Annotated in this window: 21 protein-coding genes; 6 read left to right on the top strand and 15 right to left on the bottom strand. The window is 69.3% G+C overall.

The genetic code is table 11. From position 1 onward, the window contains the following. Positions 1-47: 47 nt before the first annotated feature. Positions 48-905: a PA4780 family RIO1-like protein kinase gene (locus tag ICG51_RS01310; RefSeq protein WP_190281193.1), complete on the bottom strand. Its 858-nt coding sequence runs from the start codon at positions 903-905 to the stop codon at positions 48-50. A gap of 89 nt (positions 906-994) precedes the next feature. Between ICG51_RS01310 and ICG51_RS01315 the strand changes: the two genes are divergently transcribed. Both ICG51_RS01315 and ICG51_RS01320 read left to right on the top strand, forming a co-directional pair. Next, entirely contained in the window at positions 995-1717 is a 723-nt protein-coding gene (locus ICG51_RS01315; protein ID WP_190281194.1) for an rRNA pseudouridine synthase, read from the top strand. Positions 1718-1975: 258 nt separating this feature from the next. Continuing rightward, on the top strand, positions 1976-2638 hold the full coding sequence (locus ICG51_RS01320; RefSeq protein ID WP_190281195.1) for a glutathione S-transferase family protein: 663 nt from the start codon (positions 1976-1978) through the stop codon (positions 2636-2638). Between the two features lie 53 nt (positions 2639-2691). On the opposite strand, the gene ICG51_RS01325 is transcribed toward ICG51_RS01320, so the two are convergent. The 5 genes from ICG51_RS01325 to ICG51_RS01345 form a co-directional block, all read right to left on the bottom strand. Further along, a complete protein-coding gene (locus ICG51_RS01325; RefSeq protein ID WP_190281196.1) occupies positions 2692-3222 on the bottom strand; it encodes a riboflavin biosynthesis protein RibA in 531 nt (176 codons plus the stop codon). Positions 3223-3475: 253 nt separating this feature from the next. After that, positions 3476-4060, bottom strand: a complete 585-nt coding sequence (locus tag ICG51_RS01330) for a helix-turn-helix transcriptional regulator (RefSeq protein ID WP_223809486.1) — start codon at positions 4058-4060, stop codon at positions 3476-3478. Next, a complete protein-coding gene (locus tag ICG51_RS01335; protein ID WP_190281197.1) occupies positions 4050-4805 on the bottom strand; it encodes a cytochrome b/b6 domain-containing protein in 756 nt (251 codons plus the stop codon). Before ICG51_RS01335 ends, ICG51_RS01330 begins: the two co-directional genes overlap by 11 nt. Before the next feature lie 235 nt (positions 4806-5040). Continuing rightward, positions 5041-5322 carry a hypothetical protein gene (locus ICG51_RS01340; protein ID WP_190281198.1) on the bottom strand — a complete coding sequence of 94 codons (282 nt, stop codon included), beginning with the start codon at positions 5320-5322 and terminating at the stop codon, positions 5041-5043. A gap of 174 nt (positions 5323-5496) precedes the next feature. Continuing rightward, on the bottom strand, positions 5497-6540 hold the full coding sequence (locus ICG51_RS01345; protein WP_190281199.1) for an LD-carboxypeptidase: 1044 nt from the start codon (positions 6538-6540) through the stop codon (positions 5497-5499). Positions 6541-6727: 187 nt separating this feature from the next. Here ICG51_RS01345 and ICG51_RS01350 point away from each other — a divergent pair, with 187 nt between their 5' ends. Beyond that, on the top strand, positions 6728-9193 hold the full coding sequence (locus ICG51_RS01350; RefSeq protein WP_190281200.1) for a cation-translocating P-type ATPase: 2466 nt from the start codon (positions 6728-6730) through the stop codon (positions 9191-9193). 36 nt (positions 9194-9229) lie between these two features. On the opposite strand, the gene ICG51_RS01355 is transcribed toward ICG51_RS01350, so the two are convergent. After that, a complete protein-coding gene (locus ICG51_RS01355; RefSeq protein WP_190281201.1) occupies positions 9230-9997 on the bottom strand; it encodes a hypothetical protein in 768 nt (255 codons plus the stop codon). A 299-nt stretch (positions 9998-10296) separates the two neighbouring features. On the opposite strand from ICG51_RS01355, the gene ICG51_RS01360 reads away from it, so the two are divergent. Then, the gene (locus ICG51_RS01360) at positions 10297-10524 is read left to right on the top strand and encodes a hypothetical protein (protein WP_190281202.1); all 228 of its coding nucleotides are present in this window, start codon (positions 10297-10299) and stop codon (positions 10522-10524) included. Positions 10525-10790: 266 nt separating this feature from the next. On the opposite strand, the gene ICG51_RS01365 is transcribed toward ICG51_RS01360, so the two are convergent. The 3 genes from ICG51_RS01365 to ICG51_RS01375 form a co-directional block, all read right to left on the bottom strand. Continuing rightward, positions 10791-10973: a DUF2892 domain-containing protein gene (locus tag ICG51_RS01365; protein ID WP_190281203.1), complete on the bottom strand. Its 183-nt coding sequence runs from the start codon at positions 10971-10973 to the stop codon at positions 10791-10793. Positions 10974-11036: 63 nt separating this feature from the next. Next, entirely contained in the window at positions 11037-11183 is a 147-nt protein-coding gene (locus ICG51_RS01370) for an amino acid permease C-terminal domain-containing protein (protein WP_255428737.1), read from the bottom strand. Positions 11184-11234: 51 nt separating this feature from the next. Further along, positions 11235-12887, bottom strand: coding sequence for a sensor domain-containing diguanylate cyclase (locus ICG51_RS01375; protein WP_190281205.1), 1653 nt, complete (start codon positions 12885-12887; stop codon positions 11235-11237). 203 nt (positions 12888-13090) lie between these two features. On the opposite strand from ICG51_RS01375, the gene ICG51_RS01380 reads away from it, so the two are divergent. Beyond that, a complete protein-coding gene (locus tag ICG51_RS01380; protein ID WP_190281206.1) occupies positions 13091-13594 on the top strand; it encodes a protein disulfide oxidoreductase in 504 nt (167 codons plus the stop codon). 168 nt (positions 13595-13762) lie between these two features. On the opposite strand, the gene pyrC is transcribed toward ICG51_RS01380, so the two are convergent. Further along, positions 13763-14845, bottom strand: a complete 1083-nt coding sequence (gene pyrC, locus ICG51_RS01385; RefSeq protein ID WP_190281207.1) for a dihydroorotase — start codon at positions 14843-14845, stop codon at positions 13763-13765. A gap of 128 nt (positions 14846-14973) precedes the next feature. Here pyrC and ICG51_RS01390 point away from each other — a divergent pair, with 128 nt between their 5' ends. After that, a complete protein-coding gene (locus ICG51_RS01390; protein WP_190281208.1) occupies positions 14974-15996 on the top strand; it encodes a sensor domain-containing diguanylate cyclase in 1023 nt (340 codons plus the stop codon). A 41-nt stretch (positions 15997-16037) separates the two neighbouring features. On the opposite strand, the gene ICG51_RS01395 is transcribed toward ICG51_RS01390, so the two are convergent. From ICG51_RS01395 to ICG51_RS01410, 4 genes are all read right to left on the bottom strand, one after another. Further along, positions 16038-18965, bottom strand: a complete 2928-nt coding sequence (locus ICG51_RS01395) for an EAL domain-containing protein (protein ID WP_190281209.1) — start codon at positions 18963-18965, stop codon at positions 16038-16040. 260 nt (positions 18966-19225) lie between these two features. Beyond that, entirely contained in the window at positions 19226-19921 is a 696-nt protein-coding gene (locus ICG51_RS01400; protein ID WP_190282303.1) for a L,D-transpeptidase, read from the bottom strand. 153 nt (positions 19922-20074) lie between these two features. Continuing rightward, on the bottom strand, positions 20075-20344 hold the full coding sequence (locus ICG51_RS01405) for a hypothetical protein (RefSeq protein ID WP_190281210.1): 270 nt from the start codon (positions 20342-20344) through the stop codon (positions 20075-20077). 120 nt (positions 20345-20464) lie between these two features. Further along, positions 20465-21661: an MFS transporter gene (locus ICG51_RS01410; RefSeq protein WP_190281211.1), complete on the bottom strand. Its 1197-nt coding sequence runs from the start codon at positions 21659-21661 to the stop codon at positions 20465-20467. Between the last annotated feature and the right edge of the window lie 58 nt (positions 21662-21719).

Raw genomic sequence — 21719 nt, forward strand, 5'->3', positions numbered from 1 at the left:
CGCACCATGCCCGCTGCGGCGTGAAGGCGGAATGGTGCCGTGGCTGGCTAATCCTGCTCGGCCGCTGCCTCGCGGCCCTGCTGCCGGATCAACGCTTCCTCGCGCGCGTCGTTGATGGCATGGCGCACGCCGTCGAGGTCCGGGGCGGATTCATCATGGGCGAACACACCGGTGAGCTCGCTGTCCGGCCGCAGTTCACCGGCTTCGTAGAGCGCCCACATTTCCTCGCCATACCAGGTGTCCAGCAACTCCGGCGCCCACGCGCCGAGGCTGGCGGTGAGATTGTTGACGTCCCGCAGCAGCATGGTGCGGGCGGCATTGTTGCCGGCGGCGCTGACCACCTGCGGGAAATCGATGATGACCGGGCCGTCGGGGGCGACCAGCACGTTGTATTCGGACAGGTCGCCATGGATCAGACCCACGCAGAGCATCTTCACCACCTGCCGCACCAGGAAGCGGTGGAAACCGCGGGCCAGCTCCGGCGACAGTTCCACCTCGCCCAGCCGCGGCGCGGAATGGCCGTCGGCGTCCACCACCAGCTCCATCACCAGCACGCCGTGGAAATAACCGTACGGCTCCGGCACGCGCACACCGGCATCCCGCAGCTGGTACAGCGCGTCGACCTCGGTGTTCTTCCACGCGGTCTCCTGCTGCTTGCGACCGTATTTCGTGGCCTTGCCGATCGCCCGCGCCTCGCGGCTGCCGCGCACCTTGCGCCCTTCCTGGTACTGCACGCGCTGCTGGAAACTGCGCTGCGCCATGTCCTTGTAAAGCTTCGCGCAGCGGATGTCGTGGCCGGCGCGCACCACGTACACGGCCGCTTCCTTGCCGCTTTTCAGCGGCCGCAGCACTTCATCGATCACGCCGTCGTCGATGAGCGGCTGCAGGCCTGGGGGGGTCTTCATTGCATCCTTTGGGAAAGACCGGGATCGTGACCCGGCCCGCTAGATTGCCTCATCGCTACACTGGCTGTCCCTTTTTCCGGCAACACCGCATGTCCGATTCCGTACGACTGGCCAAACGCGTGGCCGAGCTGGCCGCCTGCTCGCGCGCCGACGCGGAGCAATACATCCGCAACGGCTGGGTGCAGGTCGACGGGTGCGTGGTCGAGAATCCCGCGCACGCGGTGTCCCGCGAGACAGTGACGCTGGATGAGGAGGCGCGGCTGGAGGCCGTAGAACCGGCCACCGTGCTGCTGCACAAGCCGGTGGGCTACGACACCATCAGCGGGCCCAACCCCGCCGCCGCCCTGGTGCAGCCCGGCACCCGCTGGCCCGAAGACCCTTCCGGCGTGCGCATGCTGGAGCGCCATTTCCACCGCCTGACCCCGCTGGTGCCCCTGGATATCGACGCCAGCGGCTTGATGGTACTGACCCAGGACGGGCGGGTGTGGCGCCGCCTCACCGAGGACGGCGACGGGATCGAACAGGAATACGTGGTCGAGGTCAGCGGCGACATCGCCCCTTATGGCCTGCGCAAGCTCAACCACGGCCTGCACTACAACGGCCGCGCGCTGCCGCCGTGCAAGGTCAGCTGGCAGAACGAAGTACGCCTGCGTTTTGCCCTGAAGGGCGTGCAGGGCGGGCAGCTGCGCGACATGTGCGCGCAGGTCGGGCTGGAAGTGGTGTCGATCCGCCGCCTGCGGATCGGCAAGATCCCGCTGGCGAAGATGCCGGTGGGCACATGGCGCTACCTGCCGGTGGGCGAGCGGTTCTAGGTCCCCTGCTGACCGGGCCGGCAGCCCGCTGCCGCCAACCGGATTGACCTGTTGCGCCCGCCATCGGGCGCATACTCCGTCGGCCGGCTGCAACCGCAGCCGCACCCCCGCACAGCCAAGGAGACGCACGTGAGTAAGGGCATGGATCAGAAGAAGGAACAGAAGAAGAAGCCGGCCAAGACGATGAAGGAAAAGAAGGCCGAGAAGAAGGACAAGAAGGCGACCAAGGGCTTCGCACCCACCTGAGTGGAGCACCGTATGGCCGCCACCCTGCCCCGTCTGTACCTGCACCCGTTCTCCTCGTATTGCCAGAAGGTGCTGGTGGCGCTGTACGAAAACGGTACGCCGTTCGAATACCGGCATCTGGAGGAAGGCGACAACGCCGCCGAGCTGGCGGCCCTGTGGCCGATCAAGCGCTTCCCGGTGCTGGTGGAGAACGGGCGCAGCGTGCTGGAAGCCAGCTGCATCATCGAATACCTGCAGCTGCACCATCCCGGGCCGGTACGGCTGATCCCGGACGATCCCGATGCCGCGCTGGAAGTGCGGATGCTGGACCGGTTCTTCGACCAGTACGTCTCCACCCCGCAGCAGAAGTTCGTCTACGACGCCTTGCGCCCGCAGGACAGCCGCGACCCCCACGGCGTGGGCGAGGCCGCGGCGATGCTGGACAAGGCCTATGCTTGGCTGGATGCACGCATGGAGGGTCGCAGCTGGGCTGTCGGGGAGGCCTTCAGCCTGGCCGACTGCGCCGCCGCTCCCTTCCTGTTCTACGCCGACTGGACCCATCCCATCGGCGACCACTTGAGCCATGTGCGCGCTTACCGGGCCCGCCTGCTGGCGCGCCCCTCGTTCCAGCGGGCGGTGGATGAGGCACGGCCGTACCGGCATTACTTCCCGCTGGGCGCACCGGCACGGGACTGAACTCGCCCCCCGCGCCGCGGTGGCTCGTCATATCGGCAAAGCCGGTACGGCTCCTACAGCGTGCGCGTGACTTCGCCGCCGCGCTCGGCAAGGAATCGCGCGGCCTCCCGCTGCTGCTGCATCGACAAGGCGTGCACCACCACCGCGCTGCGACCCGCGGCGATCGCCTGGCGCACCGCTTGGATATAGCGGTCATGGTCCGGACGCAGTGTCACCAGCCCGCCCAGGAACAAACCGCCAATCGCGCCATACAGCACCCACCACCCCGCCGCGGCCCACGGCGAACTGGCCACATGGGGCAGGCCCATCAGCAGCATCACCGCGAACACCACACCGCCGGCAGCGGCGCCAAACAACGCCATTTTCACGTGCGCGCGGACGATGGTGCGCCAGATGTTGCCGCTCTCCGGCTCCAGCTTGATATCGGTATCGGCGGTACCGGGCGTGATCAGCTTCACCTGCGCCGGCTTGAAGCCCAGCTGCTCCACCAGCGCCGCCGCGGCGAAGCGCGCAGAGGCGCTCATCGGGAATATCGCCGCCAGCTTGCTGTTGGAGACTTCTGCGGTCAGCGGGTTGTCGGACATGGCCAGCTCCTTCTTTCGGGCCCGTCCTTCCTATAGCAACCGATTGGTGCAGGCCGCGTCATCGCGCAACTTGCCCTTCAGCTTTTCATCACGGGGATCGCCAGTGCGGTGATGACGGCGTCCCAGCCGTCCCTCCAGCCAGTGGCAGGGGGTGCGCCGACGGACGAAGCATCGCCAGCGGCCACAAGGCATGCCCAGCCGCTTGCAACCAATGGGGGGCCCGGAAGCACCCGCGAAGACCCGCAAGGCGCGTTCAGCTGGCAATGCCAGCGTCGGCCAGGGTGTCGGCCGGCGGCAGCAGAAGGTCCTCGAGGAAGAACGCCGACAGCTCCGTACGCCCGGCCAGACCCGACTTGGCATAGACCGCGGCGGACTGCGCGCGCACGGTTTTCTCGGCGGTGCCGCGCAGCGCGGCGATGTCCTTCAGGCTGAGGCCCTTCAGCAGCAGGAAGGCGACTTCCTTCTCGGCGACCGACAGCTGCCACTGGTCCAGCTGGCGGTCGATGGAACGCGCCAGCCCTTCCACATGCAGGCGCGCCTGCGCCTGCCACGCCGCAGCCTGCTGGCGGTAGGCGGACAGGTCGCGGGCCTGCGTCGCCAGACGACGCCGCAGGCGCAGAGTGTCGCGCAGCAGGTAGGCGGCCCCGGCGACCGCCGCGATGCCGGCAGCGATTTCCAGCGCCACGTGCCAGGCGGAAGCGCCCTGGACCAGGTCGGTGCCGACATCGAACGCCACCAGCGTGGCGATCAGCAGCAACGTGCCGACCATCACGCCACGTTCTTGCAGGCTCAGCGGCCGGCTGGGCGTGTCGCCACTTCCGGCCAGGTCAGTCGTCATCTGCTTCGTCTTCGGCATGCTCACCCGCTTCACCACGCCCGGCATGGGCCTCGTCCGCATCGCCAGCTTCACCCAGCACCAGGCGGGTGCCGAACAGGTCCAGCGTGCCGGTGGCCGGCTGGTAACCGTTGGCCAAGGATCCACCGGCAACCACCAGCACGGCAAGCAGCAGCAAGGCAACGAAGGGGCGCGCCGGAACACTGGCCTCATCCGCAGGCAGGTCGCGCTTGCGGCCGGACAGCATGCTCAGGGGCAACCCGTCACGGTGGCGCAACACGTGCACCAGCAGGCCGGCCACATGCAGCAGGGCCACGACCAGGAAGGCATTGGCGGCCAGTTCATGCACTTCTTCCACCCACTCGGGCCCCGTCCCGCTGGCCATGGCCAGGCCGGTGCCGCCCAGCCCCAGTGCAAGTGCCAGCATCGCCAGCGCCGCCCAGCTGGAGGCCGGGTTATGGCCGGCCCAGCGGCGCCCGCCGCCAGCGACCACACCCTTCAGGTAGCCCGCCAGCTGGCGTGGGTCCAGGCGCAGGTCGGCCCAGCGCGCATGGCGCGTGCCGATCGCCCCCCACACCAGTCGCAGCAGCACCGCCAAGCCCAGCATCAGGCCGGCCAGCATGTGCCAGGCGAACCGGGCCGACTCGTCATCCACCAGATTGGCGATGGCATAAGCGGCCACGAACAGGCCGGCGAAACTCCAGTGGAACACCCGCGTAGGCAGGTCGTACACGCGGACCGCATTCATGGCACCGTCTCCGTCATCAGGGTGACGGCAGCCTGCGTTGCGGACGTTGCGGCCGCATCGGGCAAATGCCGCATGCCACGCCAACACGAGCCAGCAGGTCGCGCCTGGGGCATCCGCCCCCTGCCGTGCGGCTCGATGCGCCGGGCCCGGGCGGGCACCGCTCCAGCCAGATACGAAGGGTGCAGCGGCCGCGGCCGGATTCCTGCCGCGGCGACCGGAAGCACCCTGCCCGCGCTCAGCCGAGCTTTTCCAGCTCCCGCGAGGCCATCGCCACCGCACTCTGCAGCAAGCCCGCGTAGAGCTTGCGCGCGCCGGTATCGCGGGCGATGGTCTCCAGTCCATCGACATAAGCCGACAGCAGCTCGCGTGCATTGAACTGCTGGCCCAGGTCATCCAGCGTCCGCGTCACGGCATCACGGACGTGCCAGTCCACGTTGACGCCGGTCTCGGCCATCTTGGCCAGATCCAGGACGCGCAGGACATGCGGGGTGACAAGACCGACGACGGTGGCTTTCATGCGTTGGGCCCGGGGGAGCATGGGAGCGGGAAGATAACCCAAGGCGGCGTGAAAGGGACCGCAGGCGGGCCACCGCTCCGGTCAGCCGGCGACGCGGGACATCGCCGGTTCATCTGGCCTTCGCAGCCCGGGGAACAGCCGTGGGGGCAAGCGGCCATGCAGCCGCCAGCCCGCTCAGGCCTCCGCCAGCACCGGTGCCAGCAGGCGGAACGTGCCCGCGTCGGCATCCATCTCCACCTTGCCGCCCACCGGCACGATGAACTGCTCGCGGATGTGGCCGATCATCGCACCGCGGTAGGCCGGGATCTTCAGCGGCAGGATGTAGTCGTCGAAGATCTGGTCCAGTGTCAGCGACCCGTAGCCGTCACCCGGATTGCAGTCGCTGCAGTCGCCGAAGATGATCCCGGCGACCTTGTCCAGCGCGCCCATCAGCTTCAGGGTGCTGAACATCCGGTCGATGCGGTAAGGCGCTTCGCCCACGTCCTCCAGGAACAGGATCCTGCCGCTGAAATCCGGCAGATACGGCGTGCCCGCCAGCGCGGTGAGTACGGTCAGGTTGCCGCCCACCAGCTCACCCACGGCCCTGCCGCCGCGCAGGGTTTGGGTGCGGTTGCGGCGCGGGACCAGTTCATCGCCGGCGTCGCGGCTGTTCTGGTACTGCATCAGCTCGCGCTGGAAAAACAGCCGCTCGAACTGGTCGACGTTGAAGCGGTTCCAGCTGCCCGTGCCCACCGGGCCGTGAAAGGTCACCAGCCCGGTTTTTGCGTGGATCGCGCAGTGCAACGCGGTGATGTCCGAGTACCCCAGCAGCACCTTGGGATTGCGGCGGATCAGTGCATAGTCCAGCAGCGGCAGCAGCCGCGCCGCACCGGAGCCGCCGCGCACGCAGACGATGGCCCTCACCGCCTTGTCGCCGAACATCGCGTTGAGGTCGCCGGCACGCTCGGCATCGGTCCCCGCCAGATGGCCGTAGCGCCCGCCGTAATGGGCACCGGTCCGGACCCGGAAGCCCAGCGCCTCCATCGCCTCCTGCGCCAGCTGCAGCGCCAACCGCTCGTCCACCGCCGACGACGGACTCACCAGCCCAACCGTGTCGCCCTTGCGCAGCCCCGCCGCCAGCAACTGCCCGTGCGCGGCCGCCATCGCCCCGCGCATGCCCAGCACCGGCAACATCGCACCCGCAAGCGCCGCAGTGCCGAGGAATCGCCTTCTGTCCATGTTCGAATCCGTCGTGGAAGTCGAGCCAAGGGTAGCAACGGGCGATAGCTGGATGGTCCTCCTCGCAGGCGGGGCCGGACGATCCACTGCCACGGAATCAAACACGCGCAGTCATCCATCCCGCCTGCGAAATGTTCCCGGCACGCTTTTGTCCGCATACTCGGACCATCGAATGAAGGCGGCACCCATGTCCGGACTGACCTCTGCCGAAGCCGCGGCGCGGCTGGCGCGCAACGGCCCCAACGTGTTGCCCGAGCCGGGCCGGAAGGGCGGCCTGGCGCTTGCCGGGCAGGTGCTGCGCGAACCCATGCTGTTGCTGCTGCTGGCGGCGTCGCTGGTGTACATGCTGCTGGGCGATCCCGGGGAGGCCGCCCTGCTGGTGGCATCGGTGGGGCTGGTGATCGGCCTGACGCTGTACCAGGAATACAAGTCCGAGCGGGCGCTGCAGGCGCTGCGCGACCTCGGCAGCCCGCGGGCGCGGGTCCTGCGCGATGGCGCGGCCAAGGTGGTGGCTTCGCAGGAGCTGGTGGTGGGCGACGTGCTGCTGCTGGAGGAAGGCGACCGCGTGGCCGCCGACGCGCGCGTGCTGGAGGCCGCCGACCTGCACGTGGACGAATCCCTGCTCACCGGCGAATCGGTGGCTGTAGCCCGGCAGGCCGGAGGCGAAGGCGACGCCGGCATCGTCCACGCCAGCACCCTGGTGGTGCGCGGACGCGGCACGGCCGAGGTGGTCGCGGTGGGCGTGGAGACGGCGGTCGGGCGCATCGGTCGCTCGCTGCAGTCGATCGTCACCGAACGCTCCCCTCTGCAGCGCGAGATGCGCCGGATCGTGGCGATCTTCGCCGTCATCAGCGCGGTCACCTGCGGGCTGGTGGTGGTCCTGTACGGCCTGCTCCGGGGAAATTGGCTGGAAGGCGTGCTGGCCGGGATCACGCTGGCGATGGCCAACATCCCCGAGGAATTCCCGGTGGTGCTCAGCGTGTTCCTGGCGCTGGGCGGATGGCGGATGGCCCGGCACAACGCGCTGGTCCGGCGCGCGCCGGCGATCGAGGCGCTGGGCGCGATCGGTATCCTCTGCACCGACAAGACCGGCACGCTCACGGAAAACCGGATGGCGGTGGCCGAACTGGACGCGACGGATGCCACCCAAGCTCTGGAGACGGGACGCCTGGCCTGCCCGCCGCTGTCGCATGACCCGATGGACCGTGCGCTGGTGGACGCGGCGGCGCAGCAGCAGATGCCAGCGGAACCCTCGGGCTGGCAGCGCCTGCGCGACTATCCGCTGAGCAGCCAGCGCCCGGCCTTCATCCAGACCTGGCGCACGGACGCGGGGGAGCTCTTCATCGCCGGCAAGGGCGCGCCGGAAACCATCGCGGCGATGTGCGCGGGCTCGGCGCCGACGCAGGCGGAACTGGAACAGCGCCTGACCGCGATGACGCAGCGTGGCCTGCGCGTGCTCGCGGTCGCCGCGGGGCGCGTGCCCGATGCGGCCAGCACGCCGCTGCCGGAGGACCCGACCACGTTCGCGCTGGACTGGCTGGGCCTGGTCGGTTTCGCCGACCCGCTGCGCGCCGCCGTCCCCGACGCCGTGGCCGAGGCGCGCGCGGCCGGCGTGCGCGTGATCATGATGACCGGCGACCATGCCGGCACCGCCCGCGCGATCGCGCAGCAGGCGGGCATCGACACCGACGCGGGCGTGGTGCGCGGCGACGCGCTGGACGGCTGCGACGACGTCACCCTGGCCGACCGCCTCGCCTTCTCCAGCGTGTTCGCGCGGGTGCGGCCGGAACACAAGCTGCGGCTGGTGGAAGCGCTGAAGGCACGCGGCGGCGTGGTGGCGATGACCGGCGACGGCGTCAACGATGCGCCCGCGCTGATGGCGGCGCACGTCGGCATCGCGATGGGCGGCCGCGGCACCGACGTGGCCCGCGAAGCGGCGTCCATCGTGCTGCTGGACGACAACTTCGTCAGCGTGGTCCGCGCCATCCGGATGGGCCGCACCATCTACGAGAACATCGCCCGGGCCGCGCGCTACATCCTGGCGGTGCACGTGCCGATCACCGGCATGGCGCTGTTGCCGCTGCTCACCGGCTCCGCGCCGATGCTGATGCCCCTGCACGTGGTGATGCTGGAACTGATCATCGACCCGGCGTGCTCGGTCGTGCTGGAGCGCGAGCCGCCGCCCGACGACATCATGCAGCGTCCGCCGCGCCCCGCCGACCACCCGCTGCTGGACCGGGCCACCCTCTTCGCCTCGCTCGGGCAGGGGCTGGTGATGTTCCTGGCGGTCGCCCTGACCTACCTGTTGGGCGTCCGCGCGGGATTGGCGGATGCGCAGCTGGCGGCGCTGTCGTTCACTGCGATAGTGACCGGCAACCTGTTCCTGATCCTGCTGCACCGCTCGGGCGGCTCGATCTGGCGGGCACTGCGCACGCCCAACGCCGCGTTCTGGATCGTGGCGGTTGCCGCCAGCGGCGTGCTGGCGCTGGCGATCCTGCATCCGGCGGTGGCCGGCCTGTTCGACTTCGTGCGGCCACCGGCACCGCTGCTGGCGGTCGCGGTGGCGCTGCCGCTGCTCGCGATCATCGCGCTGGACCTGCTGCGCCGGCTACGGAGGACGGGAGGCCGACCGGAGCGCGCTGCCGGCGCCTGAGCCCGCTCACCGGGCGTGTGCCGCACGTCCGCGCCGCTATCGCGGATTGCCGCTGGCTGCCACCTTGACGGGCGTGGGCAACGCCGCGAAGTCCAGCATCCACGCGTCCGTCTCCGGCGCGGGCGGAAAGCGCGCCCAACGGGTTTCGCGTTTCGCGTACAGGGTTGGTCCCCGGCAGCCGTCGCCGCACCACAGCGGGATCTCGATGCGGTCGACCTCGATGTCGTTGCGCAATACCAACCCACCGCCGGAGTCGCGCGCCAATCGCAGCCTGGACGCGCGGCGCGGCCCTTCGGGTGGCCCCATGTCCACCAGCGTGCCGTAGTCCATCCAGCCATCCGTGCAGGTCGGCGTCACCGTGCCGATGCGTACTGGCGTGGGCCCGGGCAGATCCGACGCGGCGGTGCTTGCCCGCGGCTGCAGCGGGCGCGACAGCACTTCGCGCGCGGCCGTCCACCAGCGCGCATACGCATCGCGGTCGCTGCCGGCAAGGTCCCTCGCCGCCGACGCCACCGCGGCGGGTGGCCACCACGACGCGAACTGCAATGACGTCCCCGCGTGCACGACCTGGAGCGCATCGGCGCCCGGCTCGGCAAGCAGCGCCTGCGCAAGCGCCGGATCGCTGCCAGCATCCGCCACGCCGGAATACCTGCCGGCAAGCGCGGGACAGTCCGGCCGCCCCGCCATGCGCGCCGCATCCAGTCCGGGAAACCCGGCAGGCGGCGGGGTATCCGCCTCGCGCACGCAGCCGCCCAGCACGGGCACCAGCAGCAGGATGGGCAGGAGGCGGGCGAACTGCGGCATGACGGCCATCGGAAACGGGGCGGAACGCGAAGTGTAGGTGGCGAGCGGTGCAGGATTCACCCCCATCCCGGATGCGCCCCTGCCCGCCTCTCAGGACTGCGGCATACCGTGGGCAGGACGCAGCCATGCGTGCGGCATCGACGCCGGATCAAACGACAGGCCTGGGGTGCCGGCTCTCTCTTCCATAGGCGCGGCGACCAGCAAGTACAAGCCCGGCCGCGCACCAGGCGCATGTCCTGTTCCCCGGGCAGCCAGCGTTGCCAAAGATGCAGCCCATTTCGCTGCTCAAGGAGATTGCAATGGCCGTCAAGCGCGTCAAATCACGTCTGGAATTCATCCTGCAGATCACCGACTACTTCAAGGGGCACTGGGAAGACCCGGAGTGGGGCCGCCGCCCCTCGAACCAGGTGCTGATCGCACTGGCAGTAAGAGAGCTGGCGCAGGGGATTCAGGATTCCGCAGCGCAGAAGCAGATCACCGAAATCGCGGACAGGACCATCGCAAAGAATGCCGCGGCAGTGCGATAGAGCGCGTTTGTCCCTCTCCGGCGGACACCGCGACGCGATGGACCCCGTCATGGCCATCGCGTCGCCGCTGCCGTGCACCTCGCCCCGGGATCGATTTGCGCCCCCGACCTCGGACGCTCAGCCGGTCAGGCGCAATCGCGTCGCACCGCCGGGCACGGTGTACCGCCTTTCCAACGGGCATCGTGGACAAACGGCGCGAGCGGCATCCAGCACTGCCATACCGGCCGCCCGGCCGTCGCCCGACCGCCGTCGAAATCCTGAAGAACTCAGCGCTTGCAGGTGTTGAAGCCGAGCAAGGCGTACAGCGGGCAGAAGTTAAACAGGCCGGTTGCCAGTGGCACCACGCCGATCCACGCCCATACCGGGCCTCCCGTGGCCGCCCATACGATCAGCAACAACCCCACTGCGATGCGCAGCCACTTGTCGACACCACCGACGTTGGTCTTCATGGCAACCCCTCCCTTTGGACAGGCGCAGCATGGCACCTTCAGGCGCGGCCTGCTGGATCAGCATCAATCAGCGGGAAATCGGCTTTTCCAGCCGCTTGTGCTGCGCATGGCCACCCGCGCATGCCGGCGCCCATAGGCGAAGTACACAATCACGCCCAGCATCAGCCAGACCGCAAACCGCACCCATGTCAGGGTGGCCAGGTTGAGCATCACGGTCCGCCGGATCGGCCTGCCCCCGCACATCCGGCCGGCGGGGCTGCTTCAGCCCGGCGGCGTCTCCGCGCTTCCGTCCGCCGGAAAAACGCACACGCCCGATGACCGGCTCTTGGCCGCATACATGGCGGCGTCCGCGGCGCGCAGGTAGTCGTCGACGGTGGCGAGGCCGGGCACGCTTGTCACCAGCCCGATGCTTGCGCCGCTGGTCACGGTGTGTCCGCCGATTTCGTAGGGCACACCAAGCGCGGCTGCAATCTCGCGGGCGCGCTCAAGCGCTTCGGCAGGCTCGATGGCTTCCAGCAGCACATTGAACTCATCGCCCCCCATGCGTGCGACCAGATCGCCGGTGCGCACGCAGGACTCTAGCCGGCGCGCCACCTGCTGCAACAGCTGGTCGCCGCCATGATGCCCAAGGCTGTCATTGACGGCCTTGAACCGGTTGAGGTCCAGCAGCAGCACGGCGAAACTCATGGCGCCAGCCTGTGCAGGCGCCTTTTCGCCTTTTGCCGCCATGCTGCGGTACACCGCGATCGCATGCGCCAGGCGTTCGCGGAAGAGGGGCCGGCCCGGCAGATTGGTCAGCGCATCGTAGGAACTGCCGCGCTCGGCCAGGTCGCTCAACGAGCCGGCCATGCGCACGGCAACGCCATCCTCGAACTGCGCGACGCCGCGCCAGTTGACCCACACCAGCCGGCCCGAGCCGTGGAAGGCGCGGAAATCCACCGAAAAGTTGGGGCTCTCCCCCGCCAGGTGCCGGCAATAGGCCGACTGCACGCGCCCGCGGTCATCGGGATCGATGCGCTGCTGCAGGAAGCGCCAGCCACCGTCATGCACAGGCGGCGTGTCCTCCAGCCCGAGGATTTCGTGGAAGCGCTCGGACACGTGCAGCACATCCGTGCGCAGGTCCCAGTCCCAGATCCCGTCGTTGGAACCGCGGGTAGCCAGCGCATAGCGGTCGTCGGAGCGCAGCAGCTCCAGTTCCGTCTGCTTCTGCCGGGTCACGTCGATCATCAGGCCGATCATGCGGTTCGGTCGCCCGGGTTCGACCACGGCGCGGCACAGATCGCGCACCCACACCACCTTGCCGGACTTGGCGATCAGCCGGTAACTCATTTCATAGGCATAGCTGTGGGTGGCGTTGTAGGCGGCATCGTCGATCGCCAGCGCCTCCGGCAGATCGTCGGGATGCACATGCGCCCGCCAGAACCCCGGATCGGCGCGCCACTCCTCCACGCTGTAGCCGAACAGCCGCTCCACCTGCGGGCTGAGGAAGGTATTGCCGATGCCATGCTCGGCCTCCCAGACCACCCCGTCGATGGTTTCCAGCAGGCGCAGGAAACGCTGGCGCACTTCCACCAGGATCTGCTCGGTGACCTCGGTGACCTCGATCAGCACGCCCTGGCGGCTGATCACCCTGCCCGCCGCATCCGTTTCCGGATGCAGCTGCAGGCGCACCCAGCGATAGTCCGCATCGGCGAAACGCAGGCGGAACACCGGCATGCCCGCGCGCAAGGTGCCGACGTCGTCGGCATGCACGAAGTCCAGCAGGGACTGGCCAAGCGCCGCCGCCACCGCATGCCCGGTCAGCCTCGCCCAGGCCGGATTCAGATAGGTGATCTCCCAAAGCGCGTCGGTCTGCACCACCGCCTCGGGCAGCAGCTGCAGCAGGTGGCCGGGCGGCGTGGCGTGGGCGGGCATGTACGGTCATGGTCACCGAAACCCGAATGCCCAGTCCAGCGCAAAAAGGGGATTCCCGTCGGTTTTCGATGCCAGCGCGCGCCCCGCCACGCCAAACCGGCCACGGGCGTCCTGCGTGAACCTGTTGAGCACCCGGCATCGGGCACCTGGATAGCGCCGGTGCGATCGCCGCTGTACCCCAGCGTTCGCCGATACTGCGCCGCATGAACACCCCACCCGAACGCCGCTGGCCCGCGCGCTTGCGCAGCCTGGCCATCAACCTGCTGTTGCTGCTGGCGCTGATTGCCGCGCTGGACTGGTATCGCGCACCGGATGCGCGCGCGGTGGCAGCGACCCGCCTCGCCACCACCCAGGACGCGCCGGTGGACTTCCAGGCGCAGCGCCAACCGACCGTGCTCTACGTGTGGGCGGAATGGTGCGGCTACTGCCGGCACACCTCGCCGGCCATCGAACGCCTGCACCGCAGCGGCCACCGCGTGGTGTCGGTGGCCATGCAGTCCGGCAACGATGCGCAGGTGCACGCCACCCTGCGCCGGCACGGGCTCACCTTCCCGGTGGTCAACGATCCCGATGGCGCGATCAGCCAGGCACTGGGCGTGGGCGTCACCCCGACCATCGCGATCGTCTCCGACGGCCGCATGCGCCTGGCCACCAGCGGCTGGACCAGCGAGTACGGGCTGCGCCTGCGGCTGTGGCTGGCGCGGTAACCGAACGACCGCGGAGCCCACCCGCCCGCGACAGGCAGCCGGGAATTCCTGCCAGCCCACTCGGCACCCCGCCGCGATGTTCGCGGCCAGCCGATGCCGTCGCGCCGTCCGCCGGGCCACCTGCATGCGCGCATGCCGGCCCGCGCGGCAGCGGCGGCGGCAAGCGCCTTATCCGACCAGGCGCCAGCCCAGCGTTTCGCCCTGCGCCAGCGGCACCAGGGTGCGCTCGCCGTAGGGCAGTTCGGCCGGGATGACCCATTCCTGCTTGCGCAGCGTCACCGTGCCTTGGTTGCGCGGCAGCCGGTAGAAGTCGGCGCCGAAGTGGCTGGCGAAGCCCTCCAGCCGGTCCAGCCGGCCCGCGGCCTCGAACGCGGTGGCGTACAGCTCCAGCGCGTGCAGGCCGGTGTAGCAGCCGGCGCAGCCGCAGTCGGCTTCCTTGTCGCCGCGCGCGTGCGGCGCCGAGTCCGTGCCCAGGAAGAAGCGCGGGTTGCCGCCGGTGGCGGCCTCCAGCAGCGCCCGGCGGTGGACCTCGCGCTTCAGCACCGGCAGGCAGTAGTAGTGCGGGCGCAGGCCGCCGGCGAAGATCGCGTTGCGGTTGTACAGCAGGTGGTGCGCGGTGATGGTCGCGGCGATCTCGCCCCCGGCGTCCCGCACGTAGTCCGCCGCGTCCCGGGTGGTGATGTGCTCCAGCACCACGCGCAGGCCCGGGAAGTCGCGGCGCAGGGGGATGAGGATGTCTTCGATGAACACCTTCTCGCGGTCGAACACGTCGACGTCGCGGTCGGTCACCTCGCCGTGGATGGCCAGCACCATGCCCGTTTCCTGCATGGCCTCCAGCGCCGCATGGGCGTGCCTGAGGTCGGTGACGCCGGAATCGGAATTGGTGGTCGCCCCCGCCGGGTACAGCTTCACCGCGTGCACGAAGCCGCTGGCCCTGGCCGCGCGGATCTCCCCGGCCGGCGTGTTGTCGGTGAGGTACAGCGACATCAGCGGCTCGAAGTCCGAGCCAGCCGGCCGCGCCGCCAGGATCCGCTCCCGGTATGCCGCCGCCAGCGCGGTGGTGGTCACCGGCGGCCGCAGGTTGGGCATCACGATGGCGCGCCGGAACTGCGCCGCCGTGTGCGGCAGCACCGCCTCCAGCAGCACGCCGTCGCGCAGGTGCAGGTGCCAGTCGTCGGGCCGGGCAAGCGTCAGCGTGGTGCCGTCCGGCACCTGCGCGGGCGCGGACACGTGGTGGGCAAGCGGGGACATCGTGGCTCCAAAGTCGAACGTCGACCGGCACGATTTTGCCAGAGGCATCCGCGCCGGGTCGGGAGCGGCGGCAGCGCGTGTCCGGGCACCGGGTGGCGCCGCGGCGCATTTTGTAGAAGGATTGGCGCATGGATCGCATCCCGACGCTGTCGTCAGGCACCCTCATCGGAACGCTTGCGGAGTCGCTGGAGAACGCCAGGTCGCTGGAGGAGCTGGTCAGGCCGCTGCTGGAACTGCTGGAAGCGACCACCGGCCTGGAATCGACCTACATGACCACCATCGACGAACAGGCCGGCGTCCAGCACATCCTGTTCGCCCGCAATTCGGACCGCCTGCAGATTCCGGAAGGGCTGTCGGTGCCCTGGAACGACACCCTGTGCAAGCGCGCGCTCGAGGAGGGCCGCAACTACACGGACGACGTGGAAGGTTGCTGGGGCGATTCCGATGCCGCGCGCACGCTGGGCATCGCCACCTACGCCAGCGTGCCCATCCATGGCGCCGAAGGCGCCCTCTACGGCACCCTGTGCGCTGCCAGCGGGCAGCGCCAGCCGCTCCAGGACGGCGCCGAACGGGTCATGCGCCTGTTCGCCCACCTGATCAGCCAGCAGGTCGAGCGCGAGGCCCTGCTCAACCGCCTCAAGGCCACCAACGCGCAGCTGCATCTGAATGCGATGACGGACGTGGTGACCGGCCTCGCCAACCGCCGCGCGCTGATGGAGGAGTTGCAGCGGCGCCTGCAGCTGCGCAAGCGCACCGGCACCGAGGTGCTGATCGCCTTCATCGATCTCGACGGCTTCAAGCGGATCAACGACGTGCACGGCCACGACGCCGGCGACCGTTTCCTCGCGGCCATCGGCCGCGCCCTGGCCAGCTGCATGCGCGCCGACGATTTCTGCGGGCGCCTGGCGGGCGATGAATTCGTGGTGATCGGCACGGTCTGCTCGGCCTCGGACACCTGCCAGCAGGCCCTGGAAGTGCGGCTGCGCGCGGCCTGCAGCGGGCAGTTCGAGCTGGGCAGCGCCAGCATCGCCTACAGCGGCCCCAGCATCGGCGTGATCCGCGCTGGCGAAGGCGATGCGGAAACGGAGCTGGCCCGCGCGGACCAGGCGATGTACCAGGACAAGCGCAAACGGCGCGGCGCTGCTTCTTAGTCGCCGGCTGCGGTCACAGGCGCGCGGCCCCGCCCCTTGCGTCACCGGTCCGCCGGTCCCGCCCCCAACGGCGCCGGCCGCGCAAACAGATAGCCCTGCCCCAGCTCGCAGCCCAACGCCAGCAGCGCCTGGCGCTGGGCCTCCGTCTCGATGCCCTCGGCCACCACTTCCATGCGCTGCGCCCGCGACAGCGCCAGGATCGCCCGCACCACCGCGGTGCTGCCGCTTTCGTCGTCGGGCGACAGGTCGCAGATGAACGAACGGTCGATCTTGAGGGTGTGCATCCGGAAACGGTGCAGGTAGCTCAGCGAGGAATAGCCGGTGCCGAAATCGTCCAGCGCCACCATCACCCCGCAGTCGGCGAGCTGGCGGAACACCTCGCCGATCTTTTCCGCGTTCTCCAGCAGCGCGCCTTCGGTCACCTCGATGCGGACCTGCGAAGGCGCGATGCGGTGCGCCCGCAGCAGGGCCATCAGCCGCGCCACCAGGCCCGGCGCGCCGAAATGCCGCGGCGAGAAGTTGACGTTCACGTACTGCTCCGGCCGCAGCAGCGAAGGCAGCAGCTCCAGCGTGCGCGTGAACACCGCCCAGTCCAGCGCCTCCAGGCTGCCGTTGCCCTCGGCCACCGGCAGGAACGCCGCGGGCGCGAGCACCCCGCGCTGCGGGTGGTGCCAGCGCGCCAGCGCCTCGTAACCCACCACCCCGCCGTCGGACAGCCGCACGATGGGCTGGAACCACGGCACCAGTTCGCAGCGCTCCATCGCCCGCCGCAGGTCGCTTTCCACCTCCAGCAGCTGCAGCGCGCGCGCATGCAGCGCCTCGTCGAAGACTTCGATGCGGTCGCGCCCGCCGGCCTTGGCGCGGTACATCGCGATATCGGCATCGCGCAGCAGCTCTTCCGGCTGGGTGTAGTGCGGCGCGCTCAGGGCGATGCCGACGCTCACGCTGCTGTACAGCTCCTTGCCCTGCACCCGCACCGGCGCCTCCATCGCCTTCACGATGCGTTGGCCCATGCGCAGCGCCGCGTCGGGCCCGTTCACCTCCATCAGGATCGCGAACTCGTCGCCGCCCAACCGCGCCACCATGTCGCGGCCGCTGCGCACGCAGCGCGAAAAGCGCGCCGCCACTTCCTGCAGCAGCGCGTCGCCGACCAGGTGCCCCACCGAATCGTTGATGACCTTGAACCGGTCCAGGTCCATGAACAGGACCGCGAAGCCGTAGCCCTGCTCGCGCTGCCCGTGCGCCAGCGCGCGCTGGAGCTGGTCGCGCAGGTAGGCGCGGTTGGGCAGGCCGGTGAGCGAATCGTGCAGCACCTGGTACTTGAGCTGGCGCTCCACGTCCTCGCGCACGCGGATCTGCTCCGACAGCTCGGCGGTGCGCGCCTCCACCCGCTGCTCCAGTTCGGCGTTGGCATCCTTCAGCTCCGCGGCGGCGCGCTGGCGTTCCAGGCCGCTGGCGATCTGGTAGCTGATGAAGGTGAGCAGATCGCGTTCGCTGGCGCTGTAGCAGTGGCCGCTGGTGTAGTTCTGCACCGCCAGCAGGCCCAGCACGCGTTCGCCCGCCACCAGCGGCACGCCCAGCCACGCCATCGACTGCTGCCCGATCACGTCCAGTTCGCCGGACGCCTGCAGCGCCTCGAACTGCGCCCGGATCGCCGGGTCCGCCATGTCCACCAACAGCGGCTTGCCCTGGCGGATCACGTACTCGCTGATGCCGCGGCCCACCCGCCGGCTTTCCGCGGTGCCGCCGGTTTCGTCCACGTAGTACGGGAAGTGCAGCCACTCGCCGTCGGCCGAGAGCAGCGCGATGTAGAAATTGCGCGCGTCCAGGAACTGCCCGACGATCCCGTGCACCGCGTGATAGAACCCGTCGGGGTCGGTGGCGGTATGCGACAGCTCGGCGATCCGGTACAGCGCCTCCTGGATGCGCTCCGAACGCTGCCGCTCCTGTACCTCCAGGGTGAGCGCCTGGGTACGCTCGGCCACCCGCCGCTCCAACTCCTCCTGCTGCAGCTTGCGGTCCACGGCATTGAGGATGTGGCTGCCAACGTAGGACAGCAGCGCCTGGTCGGAGGTGGTGTAACGGGGCCGCTCGATGTAGCTCTGCACCACCAGCACGCCGCGCACCGCCTCGCCCACCAGGATCGGCACGCCCAGCCAGTCGAAGCATTCCTCGCCGATGTCGCGCATCGGCCCGGACACCTGCGCGCGCAATTGGTCCAGCGCGCCCATCAGCGGGCGCCGGTCGCGGATGCAGTACCAGGTCAGGCCGCGCTCCATCACCGACATCGAGATGAATTCGTTGGCGTTGCGGATGACCGGATCGACGGTATCGACCAGGTAGATGAAGCGCAGCGCGTCGCTGCTCTCTTCGTACAGGGCGATGTAGAAGTTCTCGGCATACATGAACCTCCCGACGATGGCATGCAGTTCTCGCAGCATCGCGTTCAGGTCCATGCCGGAGCTGGCCATGTCGGCAATCTGGAACAGCGCCGCCTGCAGCTGCTCGGATCGCGCCAGCGCCTGCAGCGAGCCGGTGAGGTGGCGGCGCTCCAGCACCGCATCCGCCACCGGCGCCAGCAGCGCGCAGGCGCGGTCCAGCAACGCCGCGTCCGCATGGGCGGGCAGCAGGAGCGCGATGCCGCCGGTGGCATCGCGCGCCAGCAACCGCACGCCCCGACCGCCATCGGCGCCGGCGGCAACCGGGTCGCCACCGGCCTGCAGGATCGCCAGCAGCGCTGCATCCGCGGCCGGCGCCAGCCCGGCCGGCACGGTGCCGCTGGTGCCATCCGCCATCCACCACGCCACCGTCGCCGGCGCCGCGCCGGCCTCGGCCAGCGCGTGGGCAATCCCTTCCGCCAGCGCAGGCAGCGAAGGAGATTGCAGCAGTGCTTCCAGCATCGCCCCTAGCGCCAGCGGGTCGCCGAACGGAACGGTCAGCGGCGCTGGGCGGGATGCGTGTGTCGTCATAGGCGAATGGCCCGCATGGGAAGCAACCCGGTCCCCCACGGTAACGGCCGCCAGCCCGGCGGATGAAGGCCGCGGCGCCCCGAATGCCGAATGCGTGCGCCCGATCACGCCGGGTCAGGAAGGTGAAGCCGCGCGTTGGCGAAAGCGGCCGACCAGTCGATCACGGCGGGCAACCGATTGTTGCCCCGCTCCACCACCGGGTGCTGGCGGATGCCGGCCACATCGCGGCGCGGCAGCCACAACCTCCCGCCATCGGGACATCAGTCGATCAGCGCCTTGCGCAAACGCGCGTGGGAAATTGTCCCTGACACCTTTTTGTTGGTTTTTGCTTGCGCGAATGCCGGGAAGGTCTCCGCGATCGATGCCTTGTCCGGCAGGATGTAGAACACGCCTCCTCGCTCGAAGGCCGGACGGATGACCTGCTCGTAGAATTCCGGCGAGACGTTGATGCAGCCGTGGGTGACGCGATTGTCGTCCGGCGACGGCGATGCCAGGCGTTCGGCGCGCCGCTCGGCCGGAACGCCGGTCGCGGTGGGGTGCATGGAGACAGCGGAATCGTAGTCCACCCACAGCACGCGCCCCGCGTCGATGGACGGACCAAAGCCGCCAATGAAGCGACCGGCAGGCGTGGTGCGGTCGCGGCCCGGGATCTCGCGCAGCGCAAGACCGGCAACGCCGGGGGCCGAATGGTCGCCGACCGCCGATCCGAACAAGCCAGGCGCCGCGCCACGCGCGCGGCCGTCGCCAGCAAAGACCAGCACCTGCGCCGCGGCCTTGTCGATGATCGCGAATGGATAGCCATGACTGTCCTTGGACGCGACCACCCAGCCCGCAAGCTCGATCACCGTGTCGGAGACCTTCTGGTCCGGCGGAAGCAGGTCCACGGTGGCAACCGGCGACGCAGCGGTACGCTCGGCGGCGTGGGCCACGCCGGCAGTCGTGACGGCGAAGGCCAATGCGAATGCAGCGGGCAACACCCGGATCGCGGAATGTGTGCGAGTACGAATGGGACTTTACCTCGATAGACCGGATGGCAACCGAAGCCCGGTGGTCGTCAATGACCACCGGGTTCCGGTTCGCACCGTGCGGCGCGAATCCTGCAAGCGCGATCAACCGCGCGGCGTGCGGCGCGGCGCCGTTTCAAGCTGCTGGACGCGGCCCTCCAGCGAATCAAGGCGCCGGTTGGCCTGCTGCGCGCCCTGGTTGGCCGATTCGGCGCTCTGGGCCGCGCTCTGCACCTGCGTGTCCAGCTGGTCCAAACGCGAGTTGACCCGCGCGAAGTCGTCATCGTACGTGGCACAGGCGGAAAGGCCCACGGCAGCGGCGAGAGCCACGCCAAGCAGACGCGCATTCGCCAGGTGTCGTTTGGTCAGAGACATCTCCAATCTCCTTTGGTTGGTGGTGGAACAACGACAGCGCGGCGCTCCTGCCGGCTTCCTGCCCCGCGTGAAGCTGACACCGGACAACGTTGGCACATGGTGAAGACGGCGGAATTGGCGTCAGGGACGATTCAGGCGTTTGGCAGTTCCCACCAACCCGGCCAGTGCAAGCAGCGCAAAGGCAGCGCCTGCATGGAAGGTGTAGGACGCACCGAGGCGATCCCACAGCAACCCGGCCACCACGCTGGCCACCAGCATCGCCACGCCGCTGACCAGATTGAAGAAGCCGAATGCGGTCCCGCGAAGCTCCGGCTGCGCCGTGTCGGCGACCATCGTGGCAAGCAGTCCCTGCGTCATCCCCATGTGCACGCCCCACAGCGCCACCCCGGCCAGCACCGTCGACCAATGGTTCCCCAATGCAAGTACCAGATCCGCAGCGATCAGCACCACCAGGCCCCACGCCAGCAGGCGCTTGTGGCTTACCCGATCCGAGAGCTGCCCGAACGGATAAGCCGAACCCGCGTAGACCAGGTTCATGACCACCATCACCAGCGGCACCAGCGCCACCGGGATCCCACCCTGCTGGGCGCGCAGCACCAGAAAGGCCTCACTGAAGCGGGCGAGCGTGAACACCGCGCCAACCGCGACCACCCACCAGTACGCCGTGCCGAGCCGTTTCAGGTTGGCTTTCTGGATCGGATTGACCCGCTTCCGACTCTCGTGATGCGGCGGCTCACGCACTCCAAACACCAGCAACGCCACCGCCAGCAACCCTGGAATCATCGCGACCCAGAACACCCGCCGGAAGTCATTGGCCCACAGCAGCATCAATCCGACCGCAAGAAGAGGCCCGACAAAGGCACCCACGGTATCCAGCGACTGCCGCAGCCCGAACGCCGCCCCGCGCACTTCCGGCGGGGCGATGTCCGCCACCAGCGCATCGCGCGGCGCGCCGCGCACGCCCTTGCCGATGCGATCGATGAAGCGCGCGCACAACACCGTGGAGATATTCGGCGCGATCGCGAACAACGGCTTGCTCACCGCGCCCAGGGCATAGCCGGCGATGGCGAGCCCTTTGCGCTTGCCCAGATAGTCGCTGAGCGCGCCGGAGAAGACCTTCACGATCAACGCGGTGGATTCGGCGATGCCCTCGATGATCCCGACCGCCAGCGCGCTGGCCCCGAGCACGCCGACCATGAAAAGCGGCAGCAGGCTGTGGATCATCTCCGAGGAGACATCCATGAGCAGACTGACGAAGCCAAGCGCCCACACGCCGGCCGGAATCCGTTTCGCGCTTCCCTTCAGCTGCGTGGTCACCGGCGCTTGGGCCTGGATGGGGAGATGGGGTTGGCCGCACTCTAGCAGCCGCGGCTAC

Source organism: Thermomonas sp. XSG (assembly GCF_014678725.1).
Taxonomy (GTDB): Bacteria; Pseudomonadota; Gammaproteobacteria; order Xanthomonadales; family Xanthomonadaceae; genus Thermomonas.